At 73.6% G+C, this 22,657-nt stretch carries 20 protein-coding genes, 2 tRNA genes and 1 other RNA gene; 10 read left to right on the top strand and 13 right to left on the bottom strand.

Features of this window, described 5'->3' with window-relative positions; genetic code table 11:
• Positions 1 to 21 precede the first annotated feature (21 nt).
• A complete protein-coding gene (locus tag ACRAKH_RS01250) occupies positions 22 to 3,285 on the top strand; it encodes an AfsR/SARP family transcriptional regulator (RefSeq protein ID WP_380721744.1) in 3,264 nt (1,087 codons plus the stop codon).
• A gap of 139 nt (positions 3,286 to 3,424) precedes the next feature.
• Here ACRAKH_RS01250 and ACRAKH_RS01245 read toward each other — a convergent pair whose 3' ends face one another.
• The 5 genes from ACRAKH_RS01245 to ffs all read right to left on the bottom strand — a co-directional run bounded on the left by ACRAKH_RS01245 (position 3,425) and on the right by ffs (position 7,168).
• Positions 3,425 to 3,910, bottom strand: a complete 486-nt coding sequence (locus tag ACRAKH_RS01245) for a uridine kinase family protein (RefSeq protein ID WP_380721742.1) — start codon at positions 3,908 to 3,910, stop codon at positions 3,425 to 3,427.
• Complete coding sequence (recR, locus tag ACRAKH_RS01240; RefSeq protein WP_380721740.1) at positions 3,907 to 4,500, bottom strand: recombination mediator RecR; 594 nt, start codon at positions 4,498 to 4,500, stop codon at positions 3,907 to 3,909. Before recR ends, ACRAKH_RS01245 begins: the two co-directional genes overlap by 4 nt.
• On the bottom strand, positions 4,500 to 4,826 hold the full coding sequence (locus ACRAKH_RS01235) for a YbaB/EbfC family nucleoid-associated protein (RefSeq protein ID WP_238413062.1): 327 nt from the start codon (positions 4,824 to 4,826) through the stop codon (positions 4,500 to 4,502). The genes recR and ACRAKH_RS01235 overlap by 1 nt, the downstream gene beginning before the upstream one ends.
• Positions 4,827 to 4,900: 74 nt before the next feature.
• Complete coding sequence (locus tag ACRAKH_RS01230; protein ID WP_447009570.1) at positions 4,901 to 7,042, bottom strand: DNA polymerase III subunit gamma and tau; 2,142 nt, start codon at positions 7,040 to 7,042, stop codon at positions 4,901 to 4,903.
• 29 nt (positions 7,043 to 7,071) lie between these two features.
• An RNA gene (gene ffs / locus ACRAKH_RS01225) (signal recognition particle sRNA small type) lies at positions 7,072 to 7,168 on the bottom strand.
• Positions 7,169 to 7,267: 99 nt separating this feature from the next.
• On the opposite strand from ffs, the gene ACRAKH_RS01220 reads away from it, so the two are divergent.
• Positions 7,268 to 7,564: a hypothetical protein gene (locus ACRAKH_RS01220; RefSeq protein WP_380724869.1), complete on the top strand. Its 297-nt coding sequence runs from the start codon at positions 7,268 to 7,270 to the stop codon at positions 7,562 to 7,564.
• Positions 7,561 to 7,833, top strand: a complete 273-nt coding sequence (locus ACRAKH_RS01215; protein ID WP_380724868.1) for a hypothetical protein — start codon at positions 7,561 to 7,563, stop codon at positions 7,831 to 7,833. The genes ACRAKH_RS01220 and ACRAKH_RS01215 overlap by 4 nt, the downstream gene beginning before the upstream one ends.
• Before the next feature lie 24 nt (positions 7,834 to 7,857).
• On the opposite strand, the gene ACRAKH_RS01210 is transcribed toward ACRAKH_RS01215, so the two are convergent.
• Complete coding sequence (locus ACRAKH_RS01210) at positions 7,858 to 8,781, bottom strand: iron-siderophore ABC transporter substrate-binding protein (protein ID WP_380724867.1); 924 nt, start codon at positions 8,779 to 8,781, stop codon at positions 7,858 to 7,860.
• A 106-nt stretch (positions 8,782 to 8,887) separates the two neighbouring features.
• Between ACRAKH_RS01210 and ACRAKH_RS01205 the strand changes: the two genes are divergently transcribed.
• Together ACRAKH_RS01205 and ACRAKH_RS01200 are read left to right on the top strand one after the other, a co-directional pair.
• A tRNA-Ser gene (locus tag ACRAKH_RS01205) sits at positions 8,888 to 8,972 on the top strand.
• Positions 8,973 to 9,095: 123 nt separating this feature from the next.
• The gene (locus ACRAKH_RS01200) at positions 9,096 to 9,563 is read left to right on the top strand and encodes a hypothetical protein (RefSeq protein ID WP_380724866.1); all 468 of its coding nucleotides are present in this window, start codon (positions 9,096 to 9,098) and stop codon (positions 9,561 to 9,563) included.
• 64 nt (positions 9,564 to 9,627) lie between these two features.
• Here ACRAKH_RS01200 and ACRAKH_RS01195 read toward each other — a convergent pair whose 3' ends face one another.
• From ACRAKH_RS01195 to ACRAKH_RS01175, 5 genes are all read right to left on the bottom strand, one after another.
• Positions 9,628 to 12,078: an endonuclease/exonuclease/phosphatase family protein gene (locus tag ACRAKH_RS01195; RefSeq protein WP_380724865.1), complete on the bottom strand. Its 2,451-nt coding sequence runs from the start codon at positions 12,076 to 12,078 to the stop codon at positions 9,628 to 9,630.
• A gap of 496 nt (positions 12,079 to 12,574) precedes the next feature.
• Positions 12,575 to 12,829 carry a WGxxGxxG family protein gene (locus ACRAKH_RS01190; RefSeq protein WP_380724864.1) on the bottom strand — a complete coding sequence of 85 codons (255 nt, stop codon included), beginning with the start codon at positions 12,827 to 12,829 and terminating at the stop codon, positions 12,575 to 12,577.
• Positions 12,830 to 13,253: 424 nt separating this feature from the next.
• Positions 13,254 to 13,338: transfer RNA gene (locus ACRAKH_RS01185), tRNA-Ser, on the bottom strand.
• Positions 13,339 to 13,392: 54 nt separating this feature from the next.
• Positions 13,393 to 13,854, bottom strand: coding sequence for a nucleoside deaminase (locus ACRAKH_RS01180; RefSeq protein ID WP_380724863.1), 462 nt, complete (start codon positions 13,852 to 13,854; stop codon positions 13,393 to 13,395).
• On the bottom strand, positions 13,851 to 14,339 hold the full coding sequence (locus ACRAKH_RS01175; protein WP_380724862.1) for a tRNA adenosine deaminase-associated protein: 489 nt from the start codon (positions 14,337 to 14,339) through the stop codon (positions 13,851 to 13,853). Before ACRAKH_RS01175 ends, ACRAKH_RS01180 begins: the two co-directional genes overlap by 4 nt.
• An 88-nt stretch (positions 14,340 to 14,427) precedes the next feature.
• Here ACRAKH_RS01175 and ACRAKH_RS01170 point away from each other — a divergent pair, with 88 nt between their 5' ends.
• From ACRAKH_RS01170 to ACRAKH_RS01150, 5 genes are all read left to right on the top strand, one after another.
• Entirely contained in the window at positions 14,428 to 15,663 is a 1,236-nt protein-coding gene (locus tag ACRAKH_RS01170) for a M20 metallopeptidase family protein (RefSeq protein ID WP_380724861.1), read from the top strand.
• A 176-nt stretch (positions 15,664 to 15,839) separates the two neighbouring features.
• Complete coding sequence (locus ACRAKH_RS01165) at positions 15,840 to 16,790, top strand: prephenate dehydrogenase (protein ID WP_380724860.1); 951 nt, start codon at positions 15,840 to 15,842, stop codon at positions 16,788 to 16,790.
• 9 nt (positions 16,791 to 16,799) lie between these two features.
• Positions 16,800 to 18,569 carry a hypothetical protein gene (locus tag ACRAKH_RS01160; protein WP_380724859.1) on the top strand — a complete coding sequence of 590 codons (1,770 nt, stop codon included), beginning with the start codon at positions 16,800 to 16,802 and terminating at the stop codon, positions 18,567 to 18,569.
• A gap of 57 nt (positions 18,570 to 18,626) precedes the next feature.
• Positions 18,627 to 20,426, top strand: coding sequence for a hypothetical protein (locus ACRAKH_RS01155; RefSeq protein WP_380724858.1), 1,800 nt, complete (start codon positions 18,627 to 18,629; stop codon positions 20,424 to 20,426).
• A 12-nt stretch (positions 20,427 to 20,438) separates the two neighbouring features.
• Positions 20,439 to 21,623, top strand: coding sequence for a thiolase family protein (locus tag ACRAKH_RS01150; protein WP_380724857.1), 1,185 nt, complete (start codon positions 20,439 to 20,441; stop codon positions 21,621 to 21,623).
• Positions 21,624 to 21,731: 108 nt separating this feature from the next.
• Here ACRAKH_RS01150 and ACRAKH_RS01145 read toward each other — a convergent pair whose 3' ends face one another.
• Positions 21,732 to 22,355: a putative glycolipid-binding domain-containing protein gene (locus ACRAKH_RS01145; protein WP_380724856.1), complete on the bottom strand. Its 624-nt coding sequence runs from the start codon at positions 22,353 to 22,355 to the stop codon at positions 21,732 to 21,734.
• Positions 22,352 to 22,525 (bottom strand): antitoxin, encoded by a 174-nt coding sequence (locus tag ACRAKH_RS01140; RefSeq protein WP_380724855.1) that lies wholly within the window; start codon positions 22,523 to 22,525, stop codon positions 22,352 to 22,354. The genes ACRAKH_RS01145 and ACRAKH_RS01140 overlap by 4 nt, the downstream gene beginning before the upstream one ends.
• Positions 22,526 to 22,657: the final 132 nt, after the last annotated feature.

Raw genomic sequence — 22,657 nt, 5'->3', positions numbered from 1 at the left:
TGCGCGGAGGTGAAGTCGCCGGTGAGCCCAGTGGTCGAGTTCCGCGTCCTCGGGCCGTTGCAGGTGCTGGTCGACGGCGAACCGGTGGTGGTGCGCGCGGGGCGCCAGAGGTCGCTGCTTGTGTCCCTTCTCATGCGCGCCGGCGCCGGCGTGTCGGTCGACGAGCTCGCCGAGCACATCTGGGGCGCCGAGCCGCCCGCGCGGGCCCGCGGCACGTTGCAGACCTACGTCATGCGGCTTCGGCAGGTGCTCGGCCCGGCCGTGCCCATCCGGACCGTGCCCGACGGCTACCTGATCGACGTGGACGAGCGCACCATCGACGTGATGCGGTTCGAGCAGCTCGTCGAGGAGGGCGAGCGGGAGCGGGCCGCGGGCAGGCTGGAGTCGGCGTCGGCGATCTTCACCGCGGCGCTGGCGCTGTGGCGCGGGCCGGCGATGGTCGACGTGCCGTCGGAGGTGCTGCACCGCGACGAGGTGCCGCGGCTCGGCGAACGGCGGCTGCACGTCGAGGAGCGCCGGGTGGAGGTGGACCTCGACCTGGGCAGGCACGCCGAGCTGATCCCCGAGCTGTCCCGCCTGACCAGCGAACACCCGCTGCGGGAGCGGCTGTGGTCGCAGCTGATGATCGCCCTGTACCGGTCCGGCAGGCAGGCCGACGCGCTGGCCGCGTACCGCCGGGTCAGCGGGCTGCTGGCCGAGCAGCTGGGCATCGACCCCGGCGAGGAGCTGCGGCGCGTGCACCAGCAGGTGCTCGGCGGGTCGCCGGCGCTCGACCACGGGCAGACCGCCGCCGCCAACGCCCGGCGCGACCGGGTCGTCCCGTCGCAGCTGCCCGCCGACATCGGCGACTTCGTGGGCCGTGAGCAGGCCGTTCAGCTGATCGAGGCGTTGCTGCGGACGGCGCAGGGCGTGCCGGTGGTGACGTTGGCCGGCCCGCCCGGCGTGGGCAAGACGGCGCTGGCCGTCCACGCGGCGCACAAGCTGCGGCACTTCTTCCCGGACGGTCAGCTGTACGTGAACCTGCGCGGGTACGCCCAGGGGCCGCCGCTGAGCGCCGTGGACGTGCTGCCGCGGTTCCTGCGGGCCCAGGGCGTGCCGCCCGAGTCCGTGCCGCTGGACCAGGACGAGCAGGAGGCGATGTTCCGGTCGCGGCTGACCGACCAGCAGGTGCTGCTGGTGCTCGACAACGCGGCCAACGCCGAGCAGATCCGGCCGCTGCTGCCCGGCTCGCCGGGGTGCGCGGTGCTCGTGACCAGCCGTGACACGCTGCGCGGCCTGGCCGTGAGCCACGCCGCGTCGAACGTGCGGCTGGACGTGCTGGACCGGGCGGAGACGCGGGCGCTGCTGGCCGGGATGCTCGGCGAGGACGTCGTGACGTCGCAGTCCGAGGCGGCCGACGAGCTGGCCGAGCTGTGCGCCCACCTGCCGCTCGCGCTGCGGATCGCGGCGGCGAACCTGCTGTCCCGGCCCGAGATCACCATCTCGTCGTACGTGGAGGAGCTGCGCGCGGGCAACCGGCTCGCGGCGCTGGCCGTGGAGGGCGACGAGCGGGCCGCCGTGCACGCCGCGTTCGACCTGTCCTACACGGCGCTGAAGCCGGAGCTGGCGTCGCTGTTCCGGCTGCTGTCGCTGGCGCCGGGCGACATCACGCCGGACGTGGCCGCGGCGCTCGGCGGCCTCACCACGCAGGACGCCCGGCGCAGGCTCGACCGGCTCGCCACGGCGAACCTGGTCGACAACCACGCACCCGGCCGGTACCAGTTCCACGACCTGCTGCGGGACTACGCGGCCGAACGGCTGGCGTTCGAGGACGACCCGGCGGAGAGCGCGCAGGCCGGTCGGCGGCTGCTGGACTGGTCCATCCGGTCGGTGGACAACGCCACCGACGCGTTCAAGAGCACCCTCCTGCGGCTGCCGCGCACGGACGTCGTGCCGGGCGTGACGCCGCGCCTGTTCTCCACCTCCGCCGAGGCCCTGGCCTGGCTCGACGCCGAACGCGGCAACCTCGTCGGCCTCGTCGTGCACGCCGCCGACCGGCAGCCCGACCACGACGTGTGGCAGCTGGCCGACGCGTTGCGGCGGTACTTCTACACGATCGGGTTGCCGGTGGAGTGGCTGGCGACCGCGAAGGCCGGGCTGGCCGTCGCCCAGGCCACCCAGGACGCCGTCGGCGAGGTCGCGATGCTGTCGTCGCTGGGCACGCTCTACTGGGCGATCGGCCAGCACCGCGTCGCCGTCGACTACTTCCGCCGGGCCATCCCGATCCAGCAGCGCACCGGCGCCGCGCCCGCCGTCGAGGCCGCCGTGCTGGCGAACCTCGGCGCCGTGTACATCGACGTCGGCGAGCTGGAGCAGGCCGCGGACCACCTGGAACGGGCGCTCGTCATCACCCGGTCCATCGGCGCGTTGCAGCAGGAGGGCATCGCCCAGCTCAACCTGGGCGGCGTCTACATGCAGCTCGGCCAGCTCGACCGGGCCGTGTCGTCGTTCGAGGGCGCGCTGGACGTCGGCAACCGGCTCGGCGCGTGGATGACGCAGGCCGACAGCCACCGGGCGCTCGCCGAGGTGCACCTGTTCCTCGGCCGGCCGGAGCGTGCCGCCGAGCTGTACGAGCGGTGCGGCGAGCTGTACGAACGGGCCGGCGCACGGCGGTTCGCCCACTTCTCGCACGAGGGCCTGGCGCTGGCGTGCGTGATGCGGGGCAGGTGGGCCGACGCCGCGCGGGAGGCCGAGCGGGCCGTGGCCATCGCGGAGGAGCTGGGCAACCTGAAAGGGCTGTGCGACGCGAAGAACGCCCTGGGTGAGGCGCTGTGCGGGCTGGGGCGGCTGGACGAGGCGGTGGAGCGCACCACCGAGGCGCTGCGGATCGCCGAGGAGACCGGCTACCCGCTGGGCATCTGCGCGGCGCGGCGCAGCCTGGCGCTGACGCACCGGGCGGCGGGTCGGCTGGACGAGGCCCGCTACTCGGCCAGCCAGGCGTTGGACAGCGCGGTGCGCTACCGGCTGCGGATCGCCGAGGTGGACGTGCTGGCCGTGCTCGGGCGCGTCCGGCTGGACCAGGGCGACGTGACCCAGGCGCTGGACCTGGCGCTGCGGTGCCTGGAGCTGAGCCGGGCCACCGGGCAGCGGTTCGTGCGGGCGCGGGCGGCCCACCTGGCGGGTGACGCGCTGGCCGCCACCGGCGACGGGGCCGGCGCGGCCGAGCACTGGCGCACGGCGCTGGAGTGGTTCACCGCCATCGGCTCGCCGGAGGCGGACGTGGTGCGCGCCCAACTGGCCGGGTGACCGCGCAACCCACCGCTCAGCCCGCCAGGCGGCCCACCGCGCGCAGCTCCCGCGCTCAGGTCACCGCGCTCAGGTCACCGCGCTCAGGTCACCGCGCTCAGGTCACCGCGCTCAGGTCACCGCGCTCAGGTCACCGCGCTCAGGTCACCGTGACGATCCGGTCGGCGCGAGCCTTCGTGCCGTCCACGGCGAACCAGCCGCGCTCGAACGCCTGCCAGCGCCGCAGGTGCTCGCGGCTCGCCTCGCCGTCCCGCGCGACGGCCCGCCGCAGGCGCTCCTCCGGGTCCGGCAGCTCCACCCAGACGGCCTCGTCGAGCAGGGGCGCGACGGACCGCCGCGCGGCCGACACGCCCTCGATCACCAGGACGTCCGGGACCGGCACGGTGACGACGTCACCGAGCCGGGGCCACCCGTCCGTCCAGTCCATGCGCCGGTACCGCGCCTCGCGGCCGTGCCGGAGCGGGTCCAGCACCTCCGCGACCAGGCGCGGCCACCACGACACCGGGTCGGTCCACGTGGCGAAGTGGTCGGTCGGCACCACGGCCGCGCCCAGCTCCGCGGCGAGGCGCGCCGCGTAGGTCGACTTGCCCGAGCCCGAGGGCCCGTCGACCGCCACGAGCCTCACATGCTGCGCCGGCCGGACAGCGCCCGGCCGAGGGTGAGCTCGTCGGCGAACTCCAGGTCGCCGCCCATCGGCAGGCCCGACGCGAGCCGGGTGACGGTGAGGCCGGGGAAGTCCCGCAGCATCCGCACCAAGTACGTCGCGGTCGCCTCGCCCTCGGTGTTCGGGTCCGTGGCGATGATGATCTCGTTGACGTCCGTGCCGATGCGGGTGAGCAGCTGCCTGATCCGCAGCTGGTCCGGCCCGATGCCCGACAGCGGGTCGAGCGCGCCGCCCAGGACGTGGTAGCGGCCCTTGAACTCCCGGGTCCGCTCCACCGCGAGCACGTCCTTCGGCTCCTCCACCACGCAGATCAGCGTCAGGTCGCGGCGCGGGTCGCGACAGATGCGGCAGGTCGCCTCGGCCGAGACGTTGCCGCACACGTCGCAGAACACCACGCCGTCCTTGACCTTCTGCAACGCGTCCTGGAGCCGGCCGATGTCGGCCGGGTCCGCGGCGAGCAGGTGGAAGGCGATGCGCTGCGCGCTCTTCGGACCGACGCCCGGCAACCGGCCGAGCTCGTCGATCAGGTCCTGGACCGGCCCCTCGTACATCAGCCGAACAGCTTCCCGAGACCGCCCAGGTCGTCCATCCCGCCCATGCCGCTGGCCAGCGGGCCCATCTTCTGGGCGGCCAGCTCCTGCGCGGCGCGGTTGGCGTCGCGAACCGCCGCGACGACCAGGTCGGACAGCGTCTCGACGTCGTCCGGGTCGACCGCCTTCGGGTCGATGTTCAGGCTCTTGAGCTCACCGCCGCCGGACACCACGGCGGTGACCAGGCCGCCGCCGGCGGTGCCGGTCACCTCGGCCTCGGCCAGCTCCTGCTGCGCAGCGGCGAGCTGCTGCTGCATCTTCTGCGCCTGCTGGAGGATTTGCTGCATGTTGGGCCCACCGGGTTGCACCGCGGGTTCCTCTCTTCGGGGTCTGCCGCCGTCCACCAGCGTAGCCGCGTCGATCAGCCCTTCAACGGCCGTGCACCCAGCTCGTCCGCGAGCAGCTTCAACACGACCGCTTCGGGGTCGAGGCGCTCGCCGTCCGCGTCTCCGGGGAGGGCGGCCTCGGCGAACATCTCCTCCTCGTCCACCGGCTCCGGCGGGAGGGGCTCATCGGGCTCCGGCGGCTCGGGCGGCGGCGGCACGTCGTCCGCGGGGGCCGACCGGCCGGGCGGGGCCTGCCTGGTCGGCTCGGGCTGACGGGCCTGCTGCGCCTGGCTGGGCCGGGTCGGCGCGGAGCGCTGCGGCTTCTGCGGCGCCTGGCGGGCGGGCGCCGCGCTCGCGTCGCCGTGCACGCACCGGACCTGCCACGTGCCGCCGAGCACCTGCCCGAACGCGGCCGCGATGGCGTCGGCGTTGCGCGGTTCGGCGAGGCGGCGGGCCAGCGGGGCCGAGGTGTGGGTGAGCGTGATCGTGGTGCCGTCGACGTCCGCGACGGTGGCGTTGGTGAGCATCGCCTCGGTGCTCCGGCTCGTGCCCCGGACCACGCTCAACAGCTCCGACCACCGCCGCCGGACCTCGACCGCGTCGATGCCGCCCGACGCCGCCGGTGCGCCGACCGGCACGTCCGCGGCGGCCGGGCCCTGAGGACCGGCGGGCGCCGGCCCGGCCGCGGCGGGCGAACCGTTCTGCGCGGCGGGCCGCGACGCCGGAGGACCGGCGGGCGCGGAGCCCGCAGCGGGAGCGGCCACGGTGGAGCGCAGGACCGGCGGCGCGGGCGGCGGACCGACCGGCGGCACGGCCCCGGGAGCCGACTGCGGGACCGGCGGGCCGGCGGGCGTGGGCGGGACGGGACGCGGGGCCGGCGGCGAGCCGGCGGCCTGCGGGACGGCAGGCGCGGCGGCGGACGGCGGGGGCTGCGCGGCGGCGGGCTCGGCGGACCGCTGCGAGGGCCGCTGGAACTTCGGCTCCGGCGCGCCGGCCGCCGACGCGCCACCGCCGGCGGGCGGGCCGTGGCGCTCCAGCTGCTCCACGCGCTGCAACAGGCCGGACTCCAGGTCACCGACCGAGGGCAGGAGCATCCGCGAGGTCACGAGTTCGAGGAGCAGGCGGGGTGCGGTCGAGCCGCGCATCTCCGTCAACCCCTGGTGCAGGATCTCCGCCCAACGGGTGACGGTCGCGGGCCGGGTCGCGTCACGCTGGGCGAGCATCTTGACGACCTCGTCGTCCGGCGCGGACACCAGGCCGCGCTCCGCCGCGTCCGGCACGGCGTGCAGCAGCACCAGGTCGCGCAGCCGGTCGAGGAGGTCGGAGGCGAACCGGCGCGGGTCGTGCCCGGCCTCGACCAACCGGTCGATCGTGCCGAACACCGCCGAGCCGTCGCCCGCCGCGAGGCCGTCCACGACGTCGTCGATCAGGGCCACGTCCGTCACGCCGAGCAGCGCGATCGCCCGGTCGTAGCGCACCCCCTCGGGGCCCGCGCCGGACAGCAGCTGGTCCATCACCGACTGGGTGTCCCGGGCCGACCCGCCGCCCGCGCGGATGACCAGCGGGAACACGGACGGCTCGACCGCGACGCCCTCGGCGGCGCAGTTGCGCTCCAGCAGCTCCCGCATCGCGCTCGGCGGGATCAGCCGGAACGGGTAGTGGTGCGTGCGCGAGCGGATGGTGGGCAGCACCTTGTCCGGCTCGGTGGTGGCGAAGATGAAGATCAGGTGCTCGGGCGGCTCTTCCACGATCTTCAGCAGGGCGTTGAAGCCCTGCGTGGTGACCATGTGCGCCTCGTCGATGATGAACACCCGGTAGCGGGCCTCGGCGGGCGCGTAGAACGCCTTGTCGCGCAGCTCGCGGGCGTCGTCCACGCCGCCGTGGCTGGCCGCGTCCAGCTCCACGACGTCGACGCTGCCGGGGCCGTTGGGCGCCAGGCCGACGCACGAGTTGCACTCGCCGCACGGGTCGGGCGTGGGGCCGTTCACGCAGTTCAGCGAGCGGGCCAGGATGCGGGCGCTGGACGTCTTGCCGCAGCCGCGCGGCCCGGAGAACAGGTACGCGTGGTTGACCCGGCCGGCGCCGAGGGCGGTGCGCAACGGCTCGGTGACGTGCTCCTGGCCGACCACCTCGCCGAAGGTGGCCGGACGGTACTTGCGGTAGAGGGCGAGCGCCACGTCGGGCACCTTACCGGGAGGGTCCGACAAAGAAGGGGACCCCGTGCACCCACCAGAGCCCGCTTATCCTTGCTGCCTTCCGGCCCTGGGGAGGTTCGCGAGATGTGTGCCGCACGAGGTCCGGTTCCGAGTGTAGCCGGTCGCCCTACCGGCCCTGTCGCCACCCACTCCCGGCACGGGAAACTTTCACTGGATAGTGGCACTAACCGGTGAAGGAGGAACTACATGAGGGCTCTCGTCCTCGCGTGCACCGCCCTGATGCTCGGAGCCACCACCGCGGCCGCCGAACCCGTCCCGCCGCGGCACGCCATCGTCATCTGCCAGTCCGCCAGCTTCTACGGCAACTACAACCACGCCGTCGGTCCCGTCGAGTACAAGCGGACCCTGGCGTACGGCAACAAGATCGGCCACACCCCGGGCGCCCACCCCGTCTACAACGGCTGGGCGGCGAGCATGGACTACGGCCCCAACGACTGGGGCTACATCCGGATCGAGTGCATCGGGGGGTACGACTCGTGGTGAAGGCGACCGCAGCCCTGATCGCCGCGGCCGCCCTGCTCGTCACCGCGAGCCCGGCCCAGGCCGCCAACGGCACCATCGGCGAACGCGAGACCGTGTGCGCCAACGACCTCTACGTCCGCACCGCGCCGAACGACGGCCCGTGGATGGGCACCCTCTACCGGGGCCAGACGTTCCTCGTGAAGGGCCCGAAGTCCGGCAGCTACATCTACGGCTTCGCCTACGGGCACATCAACGCGAACGGCTGGGTGCAGGACGGCTGGTTCTGCTAGGGGTCCGCCCGGTTCCCCGGCCCGTCAGCCCAGCGCCGCGGTGAACAGCGGGACGGCGTGGTCGAGCGCGTAGGCCGTGCCGAGCGACGAGCCGCTGGAGAAGGCGTTGACCAGGTTCTCGTCGTCCAGGACCAGCGCCTTCTCCGGCACCAGCGGGTTGGACCTGATCGCCGACGCGTCACCGCCGATGGGGAACAGGACGGTGAGGTCGGCGTCGAGCAGGTCCAGCCGCTCGGCGGAGATGTCCACGTAGAACGTGCCGGCCGCGAGCGCCTCGACGTCCTGGCGCGGGGTGAAGCCGAGGGCCTTCAGGAAGTCGGCGCGGGCGTCGCCGGACACGTACGCGCCGAACTTTCCGTCGAAGTGCGCGCCGACGACGGCGGTCTTGCCGTCGAACTTCCGGTTGGCGGCGAACTTCGCGTCCAGGTCGGCGATGATCTTCTCGCCCTCGGCCGGCTTGCCCAGGGCCTTCGCGACCAGTTCGACCTGCTGCCGCCACGTCGTGCCGTAGGGGATGACGTCCTTCGGCGCGCCGATCGTGGGCGCGATCCTGGACAGCGTCTCGTGCTTCTTCTCGTCGTTGTCCGACCGGGTGTTGAGGATCAGGTCGGGCTGCAGCGCCGCCACGGCCTCGTAGTCGATCTCCGTGGTGCCGAGCAGCTTCGGCGCCTCGGTGTACAAGTCCTCGGCCCACGGCCCCACGCCCTTGCCGCCGAACCCCAGCCAGTCGCTCGCGCCGACGGGCCGCACGCCCAGGGCGAGCGCCGTCTCCGCGTCGGACCAGCCCAGCGCCACGACCCGCGTCGGCGGCTCCTCGATCGTCACCACCCCGAACCGCGTGTCGACGGTCACCCCGGCCGCGGCCTGCTCGCCCCCACCCGCACCCCCACCGCTTCCGCACGCGGACAGGAGGAGTGCGGACAGGGCGATGACGAGACCACGTTTCATTAGGCAAGGCTAACCGAACCTATTGATCACCGATGCAAGTGCCCCGGCCTACCGGACCGACCACCCGTTTTGGGTGGCGCACGGGGCCTCCGTTAGACTCCGCCACGGAGGATTCGCATAGCGGCCTAGTGCGCACGACTGGAAATCGTGTTGGGTTAACCCCCTCACGGGTTCAAATCCCGTATCCTCCGCGGCTCAGAGCCCCGGCACCGTCAGGTGACCGGGGCTCTGATCGTTCTTCGGGTCCGGCGCAACGCGGGACGTCACCGAACGCGTTTACCGGCTGATCGACCGTGATCACTGGGAGGACGCACATGAGGATCGTCAAGACCGCCGTCGCCGTGGCCGCCTTGGCCGTGGGCCTGTTCGCCGGGCAGGCCGCCGCCACGGGTGAAGTCGTGGCGGGAAACCCGCCGGCGGGCGAAGTCGTCGCGGGAAACCCGCCGGTGGGCGAAGTCGTGGCCGGGACGCCGTCGACCGGCGCGGCCGCGGCGGCCCAGGCGCCGCAGTACACCGCCGTGACGTGGCACGACGTCAACATCCGGATCTGCCCCTCCACGACGTGCGTCCAGGGCCCGGGCGGCCGGATCACGGCACGCACGAGCGTCGGGGTCTTCTGCTGGGTGCACGGCCAGTCGGTCACGGACTTCGGCTACACCAACGACGTCTGGCTGAACGTCGGCAGGGAGGGCGGCGGCACGCTGTGGTCCAGCGCCATCTACTTCGTGGGTGACCAGTACGCCAACCTGCCCGCGTCGGCGGAGTGCACCGACGTCCCGTAGTCCCCCGGCAAGGAGGAGGCCCCCTCGGACTTCGCGTCCGAGGGGGCCTCCGCACTGCTCCGGTCTACGACCTCGGCAGGTGCTCCACGACGTCCTCCAGCTGGAACAGCAGCCGGTCGACGTTCGCGTTGCCGGTGCTCGGGCGCAGCTTCACGACCTGCGGGTCGTGGTCGCTCGCCTGGTCGGCGAACTCCGCGTTGATGTGCACCACGTCGTAGCGGTACCGGGTGATGTTGGCGCTGATCAGGATGTGGTCGAGGGTCTGCGAGTTGCCCTCGAACACGTAGCTGTACCGCTCGTTCGCGGGCAGGGTGTCCATCAGGGCCACCACGTCGCCGCCCGCCGTCAGGGTGTGGACGGCCGGGGAGAACTGGTAGTCGTTGATGTCGCCCGCGATGACCACGTTCGCGCCCCGGTCGACGGCCTTGACCTGGTCCACGAACGCCTTCACCAGCGCGGCCTGCTGGGCCCGCTGCACCTCGGAACCGCGCACGGGCTCCTGGTAGCGGCCGTGCATGGCCTGGTCGCCGCCCTTGGAGTTGAAGTGGTTCGCGACCACGAACACCGTGCGGCCGCGGAACTTGAACTCGCCCACCAGCGGCTTGCGGCTGTTCTCCCACGCCGGGTCGGCGGGGGCGATGCGGCCCGGCGACACCGACAGCGCGGCGCGACCGTGCTGCCGGACGACCGACACGGCGGTCGTGGCGTCGCCGCCCGGGCGGTCCACGAAGGACACCCGGGCCGGGTTGAACAGGAACGCCACCCGGATGTTGCCGCCCGGCTGGCCACCGTCCTGCTTGTTCACGGGGTCGATCTGCCGCCACTGGTAGCGCGGGCCGCCCGCGGCCACGATGGCGTCGGTGAACTTGGCGAACGTCGCGTCGGCCGCCACCGTGCCGTCGTCGGTCGGGCCGTTGTTGTCCTGGATCTCCTCCAGCACCACGACGTCCGGGCTCTTCAGGTTGGTCACCACGGCGGCGGCGAGGCGGTCGAACTTCGCCTGCTCGTTGGTGGCGGCCAGGTTCTCCACGTTGTACGTGGCCACGGACAGCTCGTGGTTGCGCTGCGCGTCCGTCTGCTCCGGCGTGATGCCGCCCGGCACGTGCTCGCCCACCGTCTTCGTCGCCAGGGTGTAGCCGCCGAAGTTGGTGTACTCGACGTTGCCGACCGTCGCGCCGCGCCACACGTCGCCGACGTTGCTGGTCGGCGGCGTGGCGACGCCCGCCTTCACCTTGATCCGGCCGCTGTTGGGCTGGTCGTAGCCGAGGTAGATCGTGCCGCCGCGGGGCGTCGGGTTCTGGGCCGGGAGCGTGGTGATCCACGCCTCGCCGAAGCTGTTCGACGGGCCGACCACGCGGGCGTCGTTCACCTGGACGTACATGCCCTCGCGGGACTCGTAGTAGTCCTGGCCGTAGGTCGCCGGGTCGAGCGCCAGCGCCTCGATGCTGCCGCCGCCCGCCGTGGGCAGGTAGCCGGCCGGCGGGGTCAGGACCTCCGGCGTCGGCAGGGCGTTGCCCTTGGACCTGACGGTGACCGTGGCGCCGGTCAGCTCGGTGAGCGTCTGGTTGGAGTTGCTCGCCGCGTCGCCGCCCGGCCGGTACTCGGCGACGGTGCCGGAGACCAGCACCTCGTCACCCGGCTCGACGGTCGGCGTCAGGCCCGCGGTGTAGACGAACACGCCCTCGCTGGTGCGCGGGTCGGCGTCCGGCGCGGTGTCCTGGAACCAGAAGCCGCGGTCGCCGGTGGCACGCGTCGCGGTGACGACGCCGGGCACGCCGGTGACCTTCTGGCCCACGAGCGGCGACAGGCGGGTGGTGCCCTGGATGTCGCGGATGCGCTTGTCGCCCGGCTGCGGCTCGGGGTCCGGGTCGGGGTTGCCGGCGCCCTCGCCCTTGGTGTTGACGGGCGTCGGCGCGCCGATGGCGAAGTCGGCCGAGTTGTCGTCGGTGTCGGTCAGCGCGGTGCGGGCGGCGGACGTCGTGTTGCCCGGGTTCGCGGTCGGCGCGGTCTCCCGGACGACGGTGGACGTGCCGTAGCCGACCAGGTCGCGGATGCGCGCGTCGGCGGCGCAGTCGGCGGTGGTCTTGCAGGTCAGCGCGGCGGTGTCGGAGACGAGCGCGACCGTGCCGCCGGAGCCGCCCATGGCGGTCGTGCCGGTGGCGTCCGGCGTGGGCAGCTCGACCGTGCCGCCGGAGCCCTTGGCCTGCGCGACGAGGAACCGGCCGTTGGGCGCGATGGAGCCGGTCAGCGGGGTGACCTGCCACTGGCTGGTCGCGCTGGCGCTCGCCGGCAGGTACTGCACGCTCCAGCCCGCGACGGCGACCGGCGCCGCGCCGCGGTTGGCCAGTTCGACGAAGTCCCGGGTCAGCGTCGCGCCGGAGTTGCCGCCGCCGCCGTAGACCTCGGCGATGAGGGCGTCCGGGCTGGGGGCCGCGTGGATCGGCGTGGCCAGGGCGAGCGTCACGGCCGAGGCGGCGGTGACCGCCAATCCGACGCGCAGCGGGATGGGTCTCAACGGGTCCTCCGGAAATTGGCGGGTCCGCGCATCCTCCCCGGATCGAGTGAACGGCGGAAGACACCGTCACTAACGGTTGACCATTCTGCCTCACTCGAACGTGTGTTCGACACTAGGGTAGGGTCATGGCCGTGTCCCGCCGGTGGCCCTCCCAGCGCCGGCGCGGCACAAGGCACACATGACAGGGGCGTCGGCCCGACCTGACGAGGTCGGACCGACGCCCCTGTGCGGGTCGAGGCAGGTCGGCCGCGCGGTGGAGGCGCGGCGCGCGGCGGCGGTGCGGCGGCGGTGCGCGCCACCGCCTCACGGGCGTCACAAGAGGACGTTCAGCAGCACCGTGAGGAGGATGGAGACCACCACCGACACCAGCAGCATCGTGAGGCAACCAGGGCCGCCACCCAAGAACCGCACTTCCGTGTTCCCGAAACGCATCGCACACCACCTCGACGTCGGTTGACGAGCACGTCACGACCGCCGTCGACCGGTGGTCGCGCGGTCAGCGGTCGTGCATCGCGCGGCCGGGGTCGACCTGGTGCTTCTTGCGACCCGCCAGGCCGGCCAGACCCAGCAGGCCGAGGAGACCGAGGAGGCCCCAGTTGCCGCTGCTGCCGCCGCCGTCGTCCTCGTTCTGCACCTGCGCCACGGCGACGCCGTCCTGCGCCACCGATCCGCTCGTGTCCGCCAGCGCGGGGGTACCCACCAAGGCCATGCCGAGCACCGCGGCCACGACGAGACGTTTCGTCGTCTTCATGTGCCGTCCTTCTTCCTTGTGGCTCCGGTTGTTGCCAGAGCACGCGGATACCTTCGGGACGACCACCGAACCCCCGACATCGACCGTCCCACTCGATCGAATGACCAATCTCCACCGCAGGTGTGAATTCCCGCTGATCCCGCCACTCAGCGCACGGGGCGGCACCTGAGGGCGGGAGGCCGGCGCAAAGGTCGGCGGACCGGGGAACGCGACCACCGGAGCCACCTGAACCGAAGGTTGGCAGACCGGAGAACGGGGCCACTGGAGCCGCCGGAACCTCAGGACGGCTGAAGTCGGTGAGGCGCGGGGCTGGGAGCGGTGAGCCGACACGCCGGAACCGGTAGCCGGAGAGCCGAAGCCGGGGGCCGAAGGCCGGAACGCCAGAGCCCCGGTTGCCATGATCGGCAACCGGGGCTCTGAGCAGCGGTGGCGGTGGGATTTGAACCCACGGAGGCTTGCACCTCACACGCTTTCGAGGCGTGCTCCTTCGGCCGCTCGGACACGCCACCGCCGAGAACAATACAAGACCGCCGCTCGCCGACCTAACCGGGGTCCGCGAGCCGTCAGAGGTCCGCGAAGAACGACTCCATGAGCGCCGCGCAGCGCTCCTCCAGGACTCCCCCGACCACCTCGGGACGGTGGTTGAGCCTGCGGTCGCGGACGACGTCCCACAGGGAGCCGACGGCCCCGGTGCGCGGTTCCCAGGCGCCGAAGACCACCCGCGCCACGCGGGCGAGGACGAGGGCGCCGGCGCACATGGTGCACGGCTCGACGGTCACGGCCAGCGTGCAGCCGGTGAGCCGCCAGCCGTCGCCGTGGACCTCGGCCGCCGCGCGCAGCGCGAGGACCTCGGCGTGCGCGGTCGGGTCGCCGAGGGCTTCGCGGGCGTTGCAGGCGCGCGCCAGCTCCGTCCCGTCCGGGCCGAAGACGACGGCGCCGATCGGGACATCGCCGGTCCGCGGCGCCTCGGCGGCGATCTCCAGGGCCGCTTCGACCAGCGGCTCGTAAGGCGCGCCGCTGGTCACGCCTGGATGCTGTCCAGCAGCTTGACGAACTCGTCGCCGAAGCCGCACCGCTGCGCGATCATCTGCAGCTGCTCGTCCGGGTACAGGTCCACCTCGTCCACGATCACCTGCATCTCGTGCTGCGGCATGCCGAGGTCGGCCAGGATCGCCAGGTCGCCCTCCGGCCACAGCTCGTCGTCCTCCTCGTCCGGCGGGTCCACCCGCAGGAGGTCGAGGACGTCGGCGGCGATGTCGTAGTCGAGCGCGGCGGCCGCGTCGGACAGCAGCAGCGCGACCCCGCCGGGCACGGGCCGCAGGACGATGAAGAACTCGTCGTCCACCGCCAGCAACCCGAAGACGGCACCGGTCGAGCGCAGCTGGCGCAGCTCGGTGATGGCCGCGTCGAGCTCCGACAGCGCTGAGCTGTCCATCTTGCTGCACCGCCAGCGGCCGTCCTCACGAACCACCGCGACAGCGAAGCCGTTGACCGGCTCCTGGTGTGCCATGTGCACACCGTAGGGCCACGCCGGCACACCCGGTAGCACCGGGCCTCGGCCACGGGCAGCCGGGGCCGTCCGATGCCACTATCGAGGGATGAGCACAACTCTGCCGAACGCCCCGACGACCGCCCCCGAACCCCGGTTCACCGGGTTGGTGGAGGCCGCCCGAGCCCTCCAGCCCAGGACAGTGGCGTTGCGACGGCAGGTGCACCGGCACCCGGAGCAGGGCTTGGACCTGCCCGCGACCCAGGCCGCGATCCTGCACGCGCTGAACGGCCTGCCGCTGGAGGTGACCACCGGGCGGTCCAGCAGCTCGGTCACCGCGGTGCTGCGCGGCGGCAAGCCGGGGCCGACCGTCCTCCTGCGCGGCGACATGGACGCCCTGCCGCTCCAAGAGGAGACCGGCCTCGCGTACGCCTCCGAGGTCGACGGCTCCATGCACGCCTGCGGCCACGACACGCACGTCGCCATGCTCGCCTCCTCCGCACGGCTGCTCTCCTCCCGCCGCGAGGCGCTGGCCGGGCAGGTCGTGTTCATGTTCCAGCCCGGCGAGGAGGGCCAGCACGGCGCGCGGCACATGCTCGACGAGGGCGTGCTGGACGCGGCGGGCCCGCCGGCGGAGAAGGCGTTCGCCCTGCACATCACCTCGACGCTGCAGTCCGGTGTCGTCGTCTCCCGCCCTGGGCCGACGATGGCCTCGGCGGACACCTTCCACATCACGGTGAAGGGCCGCGGCGGGCACGGCGGCATGCCGCACGACGCGATCGACCCCGTGCCGCCCGCCGCCGCCATGGTCGGCGCGCTGCAGACGATGGTCGCCCGCCGGGTCAGCGTGCACCGCCCGGCGGTGGTCACCATCGCCCGGATCGCCGCGGGCACGACCACCAACATCATCCCGGAGACCGCCCTGGTCGAGGGCACCATCCGGACGCTGTCGGAGGACACCAGGACCCTGGTGCACGGCGAGATCCGGCAGGTCGCCGAGCACGTCGCCGCCGCGCACGGCTGCACGGCCGAGGTGGAGATCATCCCCGGTTACCCGGTCACGGTGAACGACGAGGTCGTCGGCCTGCACGTCCTCGACGTCACGACGGCGGCCCTCGGCGCGCGCTGGGCGAGCCACATGGACGACCCGCTGATGGGCGCCGAGGACTTCTCGTACGTGCTGCAACGGGTGCCGGGCGCGATGGCGTTCCTGGGCGCCTGCCCGCGCGGGGTCGACCTGGCCCAGGCCGAACCCAACCACTCGAGCCGGGTGCTCTTCGACGAGGCCGCCATGGAGCACGGGGTCGTCGTCTACACCGCGTTCGCGTTGGACGCGCTGAGGTAGCGCCCGGCGAAGGGAACCGGAGGACGGGCGGGGTCGGGGCCGTGGTGGTGTTCATGGCCTCGACCTTGCCGGGGAAGCCGGGGTGGGGGCGAGGGCGGATCCGCGACCTGTGGACAACTCCCGGGCCTGTGGATGGACGGGGAGCCGAGGCGTCCCGCGCCGGCAGGATGGACGACGTGCGAAGCGTCTGCGTGGTCGGGCTCGGGTTGATCGGTGGTTCGGTGCTGCGCGCGGCAGCCCGAGCGGGGCGCGTGGCCTGGGGCGCGACCGCGTCGAGAGCGGACGCGGAGGCGGCCCGCGCGGACGGCCACGACGTCGTCGACCTCGCCGAGGCCCTCGACCGGGCGCGCGAGCAGGACGCGCTGGTCGTCGTCGCCGTGCCCCTCCCGGCGGTGGAGGAAGTGCTGCGCGCGCTGCCCGAAGGCGTCCGGCTCACCGACGTCGTCAGCGTCAAGGGCCCCGTCGCCGACCTGGTGGAGCGGGTCGCGCCGCACGCCCGGTACGTCGGCGGCCACCCCATGGCGGGCACCTCGGCCTCCGGCTGGTCCGCCGGCCGCGCCGACCTCTTCGAGGGCGCCGCCTGGGTCGTCACCGTCGACGAGGGCACGGACCTCGACGTCCTCACCGACGTCACCGAACTCGCCCTCGCCGCGAAGGCCCACGTCGTCCCCACCACGGCGCGGGAGCACGACGCCGCCGTCGCCCGCATCTCCCACCTGCCGCACCTCCTCGCGGCCGTGCTGGCGAGCGTCGGCGCGGACGGCGGACCGCTCGCCCTGGCGCTGGCCGCCGGCTCGTTCGGCGACGGCACGCGCGTCGCGGGCAGTCGCCCCGAACTGGTCCGCGCCATGTGCGAGGGCAACCGGAGCGCGCTGCTGGACGCCGTGGACGACGCGTTGGGCAGGCTCGGCGCGGCCCGCGGCTCCCTCGCCTCGACCGGCGGCCTGGCCAAGACCATCGACGTCGGTCACGCCGGTCGCATGGCGCTGCAGAACCAGCCGGCACTCTCCGACCTCACGCTCGACCTGACCGCGCCCGACGTGCTCGAAGCCCTGCGCGACCTCGGTTCCGCGGGCGGCCGGATCGTCGGGCTGAACGGCACGACCGTGCTCGCGCGCACCCCCTAGGGTTCACCGGTGCGGCGTCGCGGACTCATCGCCGTCGTCGGGGGCCTGGCGCTCCTCGGCGGCGTGGTCGTCGTGCTGCGCGACGAATCCGCTCCCCCGCCGCCGAGCACCGCGTTCGAGCGGTACCTGCACGACCGCGTCGAGTACGTCCCCGACACCCAACGCCTGGTCCGGCCGTCCGACCTCACCCTCACCGCGCTGGACCGCACCAGCCTGCGCGCGAGCTGGACGGCCACCGAGGGCATCGGCTACGGCGGCTTCGAGGTGCGCTGGAACGGCACGTCACGCCTGGTGCAGGCCACGGAGACCGAGCTGACCGACCTCGACGCGAACGCCGACGTCCACGTCGAGGTCCGCGCGCTGGACGCCCTGGGCAACCGGTCCGAGCCGGTCACCGCGAGCGCCGTGCCCCGCCTCGCGCACGACGAGACGTGGCTCGACGGGCTCGTCCCGCCGATCGACGTGTTCGACGGACCGGAGGCGCTGAGCCCGCGCCGCTGGCGGGTCTTCGACGGCGGCGACACCGACTGCCTCGGCCTGCGCCCGCTCAACGGCAGGCGGCTGGAGATCACCTGCGACCGCGTCGACCTCCAGTCGAACGTCCCGATGCGGTTCTCCCTGCCGCAGCACGACGGCGCGATCGGCCGGGTCGTGCTCACCACGGACGGTCCGCGCGACCGGGGTTCGAGCCAGAGCGAGCTGATGATCGCCCTGCTGCCCGAGCCGTTCCACGACCTGGCGCACCTCGCGCCGCCGTTCCCGCCGTCCTCCGTCATCCTGCACGTCACGCCGTTCGGCGCGTCCTTCTCCCTCAACGGCGGGACGCCGCTGCCGAACGAGGTGGTCCCGTCCGGCGGCACGGTCCCGCCGCCGACGGCGGGCGTCCGGCACCGCTGGGAGCTGCGCGTCCTCCCCGACGCCGTGGTGGCGTTGCGCGACGGCGAAGCGGTGGCCCGCGCCGCCGTGACCCTGCCGTGGACGTCCGCCCGACCGCGCGTGGCGTTCCGGAACGCCATCAACACCAGGGTGGACGTGTTCGGCGCGGGCGGCGCGCCGGACGGCCCGGTGCCCGCGTCCGTCGTGCCCCTCGGCCCGAGCACTGAGGAGAACGGCGCGGCGTCCCTGGGCAACGTCGCCTCGTCCCGCCTCGCCGGCGCGTCGTCGGTGCGCGTGGTCGCGTCCGTGGTCGCCGAGCGGGACGCCCCGGTCACCGTGGAGCTGGGCTCGCGGTCCGCGCCGGCGGTGTTCATGCCCCCGTTCCACGGGCTCGACCGCTCCGAAGCGGCCGTGGTCTACGCCGACTTCCCGCTGCCCTCCCCCGAAGCGAACCCGAAGGTGCGGTTGCGGTCCGACGGGCGCGTCACCGCGCACCGGGCGCACCTCGTCGTCGCCGACGGCCCGGACGCCCGCCGCCCGCTGCCCCGGCTCACCGACCGCGCGCACCCCGACCCGCGGGTGCCCGCGCCGACCGTGACCGTGCTGCACGAGTCCGCGTCCGGCGAGCGGTTCCCGGCCGGTGGCAAGGTGCGGCTGCTGGTGGAGCTGCCCGACCCGGAGGCGCGGGAGATCGCCCCGGTCAAGGGCATCGAGGTGGACCTGGACGGCGAGCGGATGGCCACCCTGCCCACGAACGGGTCGGCGCATGGGCGGCACGAGTTCGTGGTGGACCTGGCGGACGTGCCCACCGGCCGCCACACCGTGGCGGTGCGCGTGTTCCCCGTGGACGAGCGGCGCGAGGTCCGATCGCAGGAGGACGTGTTCGACATCCGGCCCCTGTAGGTCTCGGCTCCGCAACAACGTAGTGACCTGCGTCACCGGGCCACCTAGCTTGACGCCATGGACCGTCGCCGGATCGCCTTCATCGCCGCGGGCGTGGTGCTGTTCGCCGGGGTGATCGGCGTGTTGCGGACCACCGGCGTCGGCGAACCGGCCACCGCGACCAGCACGTCACCGCCGCCGCCGACGTCACTGGCGCCGTTCGCCGCGGACGGCGTGCTGGTGCCTACGCCGGGGCCGCCGCCGGACCAGCCGGCCGGGCTCACCGTGGCGTCCGGGCCGCAGCGGTTGCAGCTGCGGTGGACGGGTGACGCGCCGGGTTACGAGGTGCGGTGGGGCACGGACCGGCCACAGCACAGCAAGCTGATCACGCAGGCCGTGACGCAGATCGACGGGCTGGAGGACGAGCGGACGTACGTGGTCGAGGTGCTCGCGGTGGACGCGTTCGGGCAGCGGTCCGCGCCCGCGACGGGCTCCGGCACGCCGCACGCGTCCCGTGCCGGCGACTACGCGCTGGAGGACCGGTTCGACCAGGACGACGCGCCCGACCCGACGCGCTGGCGGCTCGCGTCGCGGGGGAACTGCGCGCGGGCCACCCCCGGCCAGGGCGACGACGGCCGGCGGCTCGTGCTGACCAGCAACTGCGCGGCGGCCCCGGCCACGCTGCGGTCGCGGACGCCGTTCGCGCTGCGCGACGCCGACGAGCTGGGTCGGTTCGTGGTGGAGACCGACGCGCCGGGTGCGGACGGTGAGCTGGTGCTCGACCTCGTACCCGGACCGGTGTCACTCGTGAGTGGTGACGCGTTGCCCCCGGACGCCGTGCGGCTGCGGGTGTCGACGGGCGCCGGGTCGACGTCCGTGCAGGTCGTCGTGCCCGCCGGGACGCCGACCGAGGTCGTGCGCGCCGTGCCCGCGCTCGACACCGGAATCACCCACCGGTGGGAACTCGTGCTGCGGCGCGACGGCATGCGGGTCGTGTTCGACGGTGACGTGGTCGCGACCAGCGCGGCCGTCCCGACGTGGCGGGAGGCGACCGCGCTGATGTCCGTCGCCGGACCGACCGGGCAGCGGGCCACCGTGGACCTGATCGCGTTCGACGCGGCCGAGGCGCGGCCGCCGGCCTGGGTGCCGGGGCCCAGGGTGGACGTCGCGGTGGCGATCGAGGCGTCGCCGCCCGGCCGGGTGGAGCCGTTGCCCGGCGTCACGGGCGGGCAGCTGCGGATGGCGCTGCTGCACACCGACGCGTCGCCGGAAGCGCCGTCGTTCACCGCGTCCGTCGCCGGGGTGACCGTGCCGCTGCGCCCGGCGCTGGCCGGCACGCCGTGGCGGCCCGGTGTGGCCTACCCCGTCGTGGCGGACCTGCCCGAGGAGGCGTTGCGGGTCTCGAACGGCAAGCTCGCCGTGACCGTGCTGACCGGCCTGCGGTTGCAGGCGACGCACGCGGACCTGGAGCTGACCGGGACGTTCACCGGCGCGCCGCCGTCGACCGAGCGGACGCCGCTGATCGGGCCGGAGCCGGAGCTGGCGCGGGTCGAGGGGACGGTGCTCGACGCGAGCGGCCAGACCGTGCCCGAGGGCGCCGCCGTGCAGCGCGGCCGGATGGTGTTCGACCTGCTCCTCGAGGGGCGGCCGGGCGCGACGATGGCCGGGCTGGCCGGGTTCAGCGTGCGGCTGGACGACGAGCGGGTGGCCGTCGTGCCGACCGCGGCCGGCGGACCCGGCATCGCGGGCCGGTACCGGTTCGCGCTGGACACCGGGGACCTGTCCCTCGGCCCGCACATGATCGAGGTGCGGATGTTCGGCACGTCCGCCGAGACCCGACCAACCTCGGCGTACATCCCGTTCTTCGTCGGCCGGTGACAAGATGGGCGCATGTCGCGCCCCCTCATCCTCGACGCCGCCCGCACCCCGTTCGGCCGCTACCGCGGCGGGCTGTCCGGCGTGCGCGTCGACGACCTGGCCGCGCTGCCGATCGTGGAGCTGCTGCGCCGGCACCCCTCGCTCGACCCGGCCCTGATCGACGACGTGCTGCTGGGCAACACCAACGGCGCGGGCGAGGAGAACCGGAACGTCGGGCGGATGGCGGCGCTGCTCGCCGGGCTGCCCACGTCCGTGCCGGGTGTCGCGATCAACCGGCTCTGCGCGTCCGGTGGAGAGGCGATCGTGCAGGCCGCGCGGGCGTTGGCGCTCGGGGACGCGTCGCTGCTCGTCGCCGGCGGCGTGGAGGGGATGACGCGGGCGCCGTTCGTGGTGCCGCGGTCGGACAAGCCGTTCGCCGACCGGATGGAGGCCGTGTCGACGGCGCTGGGGTGGCGGCTCGTGAACCCGCGGATGCGGGCCGAGTGGACCGTGCCGCTGGGGCGTGCGGCGGAGGACGTCGCGGTGTCCTTGGGGATCACGCGGGAGCAGATGGACCTGTTCGCGCTGCGGTCGCACCGGCGGGCGTCGGCGGCGTGGGACGCGGGCGTGCACGACGGGTTCGCGTTCACCGTGCAGCTGCCGGACGGCGCGCCCGTGCGGCGGGACGAGTCCGTGCGGCCGGAGACGTCGGTGGAGCGGCTGGGGAAGCTGAAGTCCGCGTTCTCGGAGGGCGGGCCGGTGACGGCGGGCAACTCGTCGCCGTTGAACGACGGCGCGGCGGCGGTGCTGATGGGCTCGGAGGAGATGGCGTCCACGTTGGGGATCACGCCGTTGGGTGAATTCCTCGGTTCGGCCGTGACGGCGGAGGAGCCGCAGCGGTTCACCCTGGCCCCGGTGTCCGCGATCCGGAAGCTGCTCGCCCGGCTGAAGATCGACGCGGCCGACGTGGCCCTGTGGGAGATCAACGAGGCGTTCGCGGCGATGGCGCTGTCGGTGCTGCACCACCTGCCGGAGGTGGAGCGGGAGAAGGTGAACGTGCACGGCGGCGCGATCGCCTACGGCCACCCGCTGGGCGCGTCGTTCCCGCGGGTGATCGTGGACCTGTGCCGGCACCTGCGGGCGCGCGGCGGCGGCCTGGGCGTGGCGGCGGCGTGCGTGGGCGTCGGCCAGGGCATGGCGATCGCCGTGCGGGTGTGACGTGTCGAGCCGCGCGGGCGTGAGCGTGCCGAGCCCCGTGCGTGTGAGGACGGCGAGCCGTGCGGGTGCGCGGTCGGTGGCTCGGCGCCGCCGACCCGCCCGTCCCGGTCAGATGCGGTAGGCGATGCGGGGGTAGTCGACCACCAGACCGGTCTGGTCGACGGTGATGTCCTGCTCGAACTCGCCGTGCGTGAAGGAGACGACCGAGTGGTCCTCGCCGACGGTCACCGTGCGGTAGCGCTGGCGGACCAGCTGCACCGACAGGTCGGGCAGGGTGACGTAGACGACCGGGATCTCGTGGTCGCCCTCCTCGTGCTGGAGGTTGAGCCTGCGGATCGGGATGGCGTTGAACAGGACGGCGAACTGGACGTCCACGTCGACCGCGCCGTCGAAGTCCGCGCGCTCGGCGCCCTGGCCCGAGTCGACCAGCCAGATGCCCTCCGACGACCGGCTGACCGAGATCTGCCGCTCCTCCGACACCGTGGACGTCCGCAGCAGCAGGCGGGTGACCGCACCGGTCTCACCCACCGACACCTCGAACGACCCGCTGAACTGCTCGGCCGGACCGGCGGTCACCAAGCGGCCCGAGGCGCGGAGCTTGCGCTCCGAGAGCAGGAAGCGGACCTGCTCCAGCCTGGGGACGTCGTAACCCTGCCAGGTCACCATCTGCGCGGCGGGCGACCGGGTCTCCCCTGAGGGGTTGACCCGCTCAGCCGTGTTGAACGAGTTCACGCTCCACCCGGAAGGATGTCCTTGGCCTTCTCGGCCACCAACTTGACCTGGTCCTCGTGACCGAACCTGCCTGCGACGAACTCGGCGGCCTGGTCGATGCCCGCATCGACCGTCTCGTGGTTCTGCTCGAGCAGCTCGGACGCCTTGTTCTTGATCTCGTCGAAGTTCATCGTGCTCCTTCGCACTCCTGACGCAGGTTACCCGAACCGTCCACGCGTCCCCAGCGGCAAACGGTACCCGCGGGGTTCGCGAACGGACCAGCACGACACCCGCCGCACGACGGAACGGCCCCCCGGGAGATC

This window comes from Saccharothrix hoggarensis (assembly GCF_052936025.1).
The sequence above is the reverse complement of the archived record's forward strand: the minus strand, read 5'-3'. Positions and strand labels throughout refer to the sequence as shown.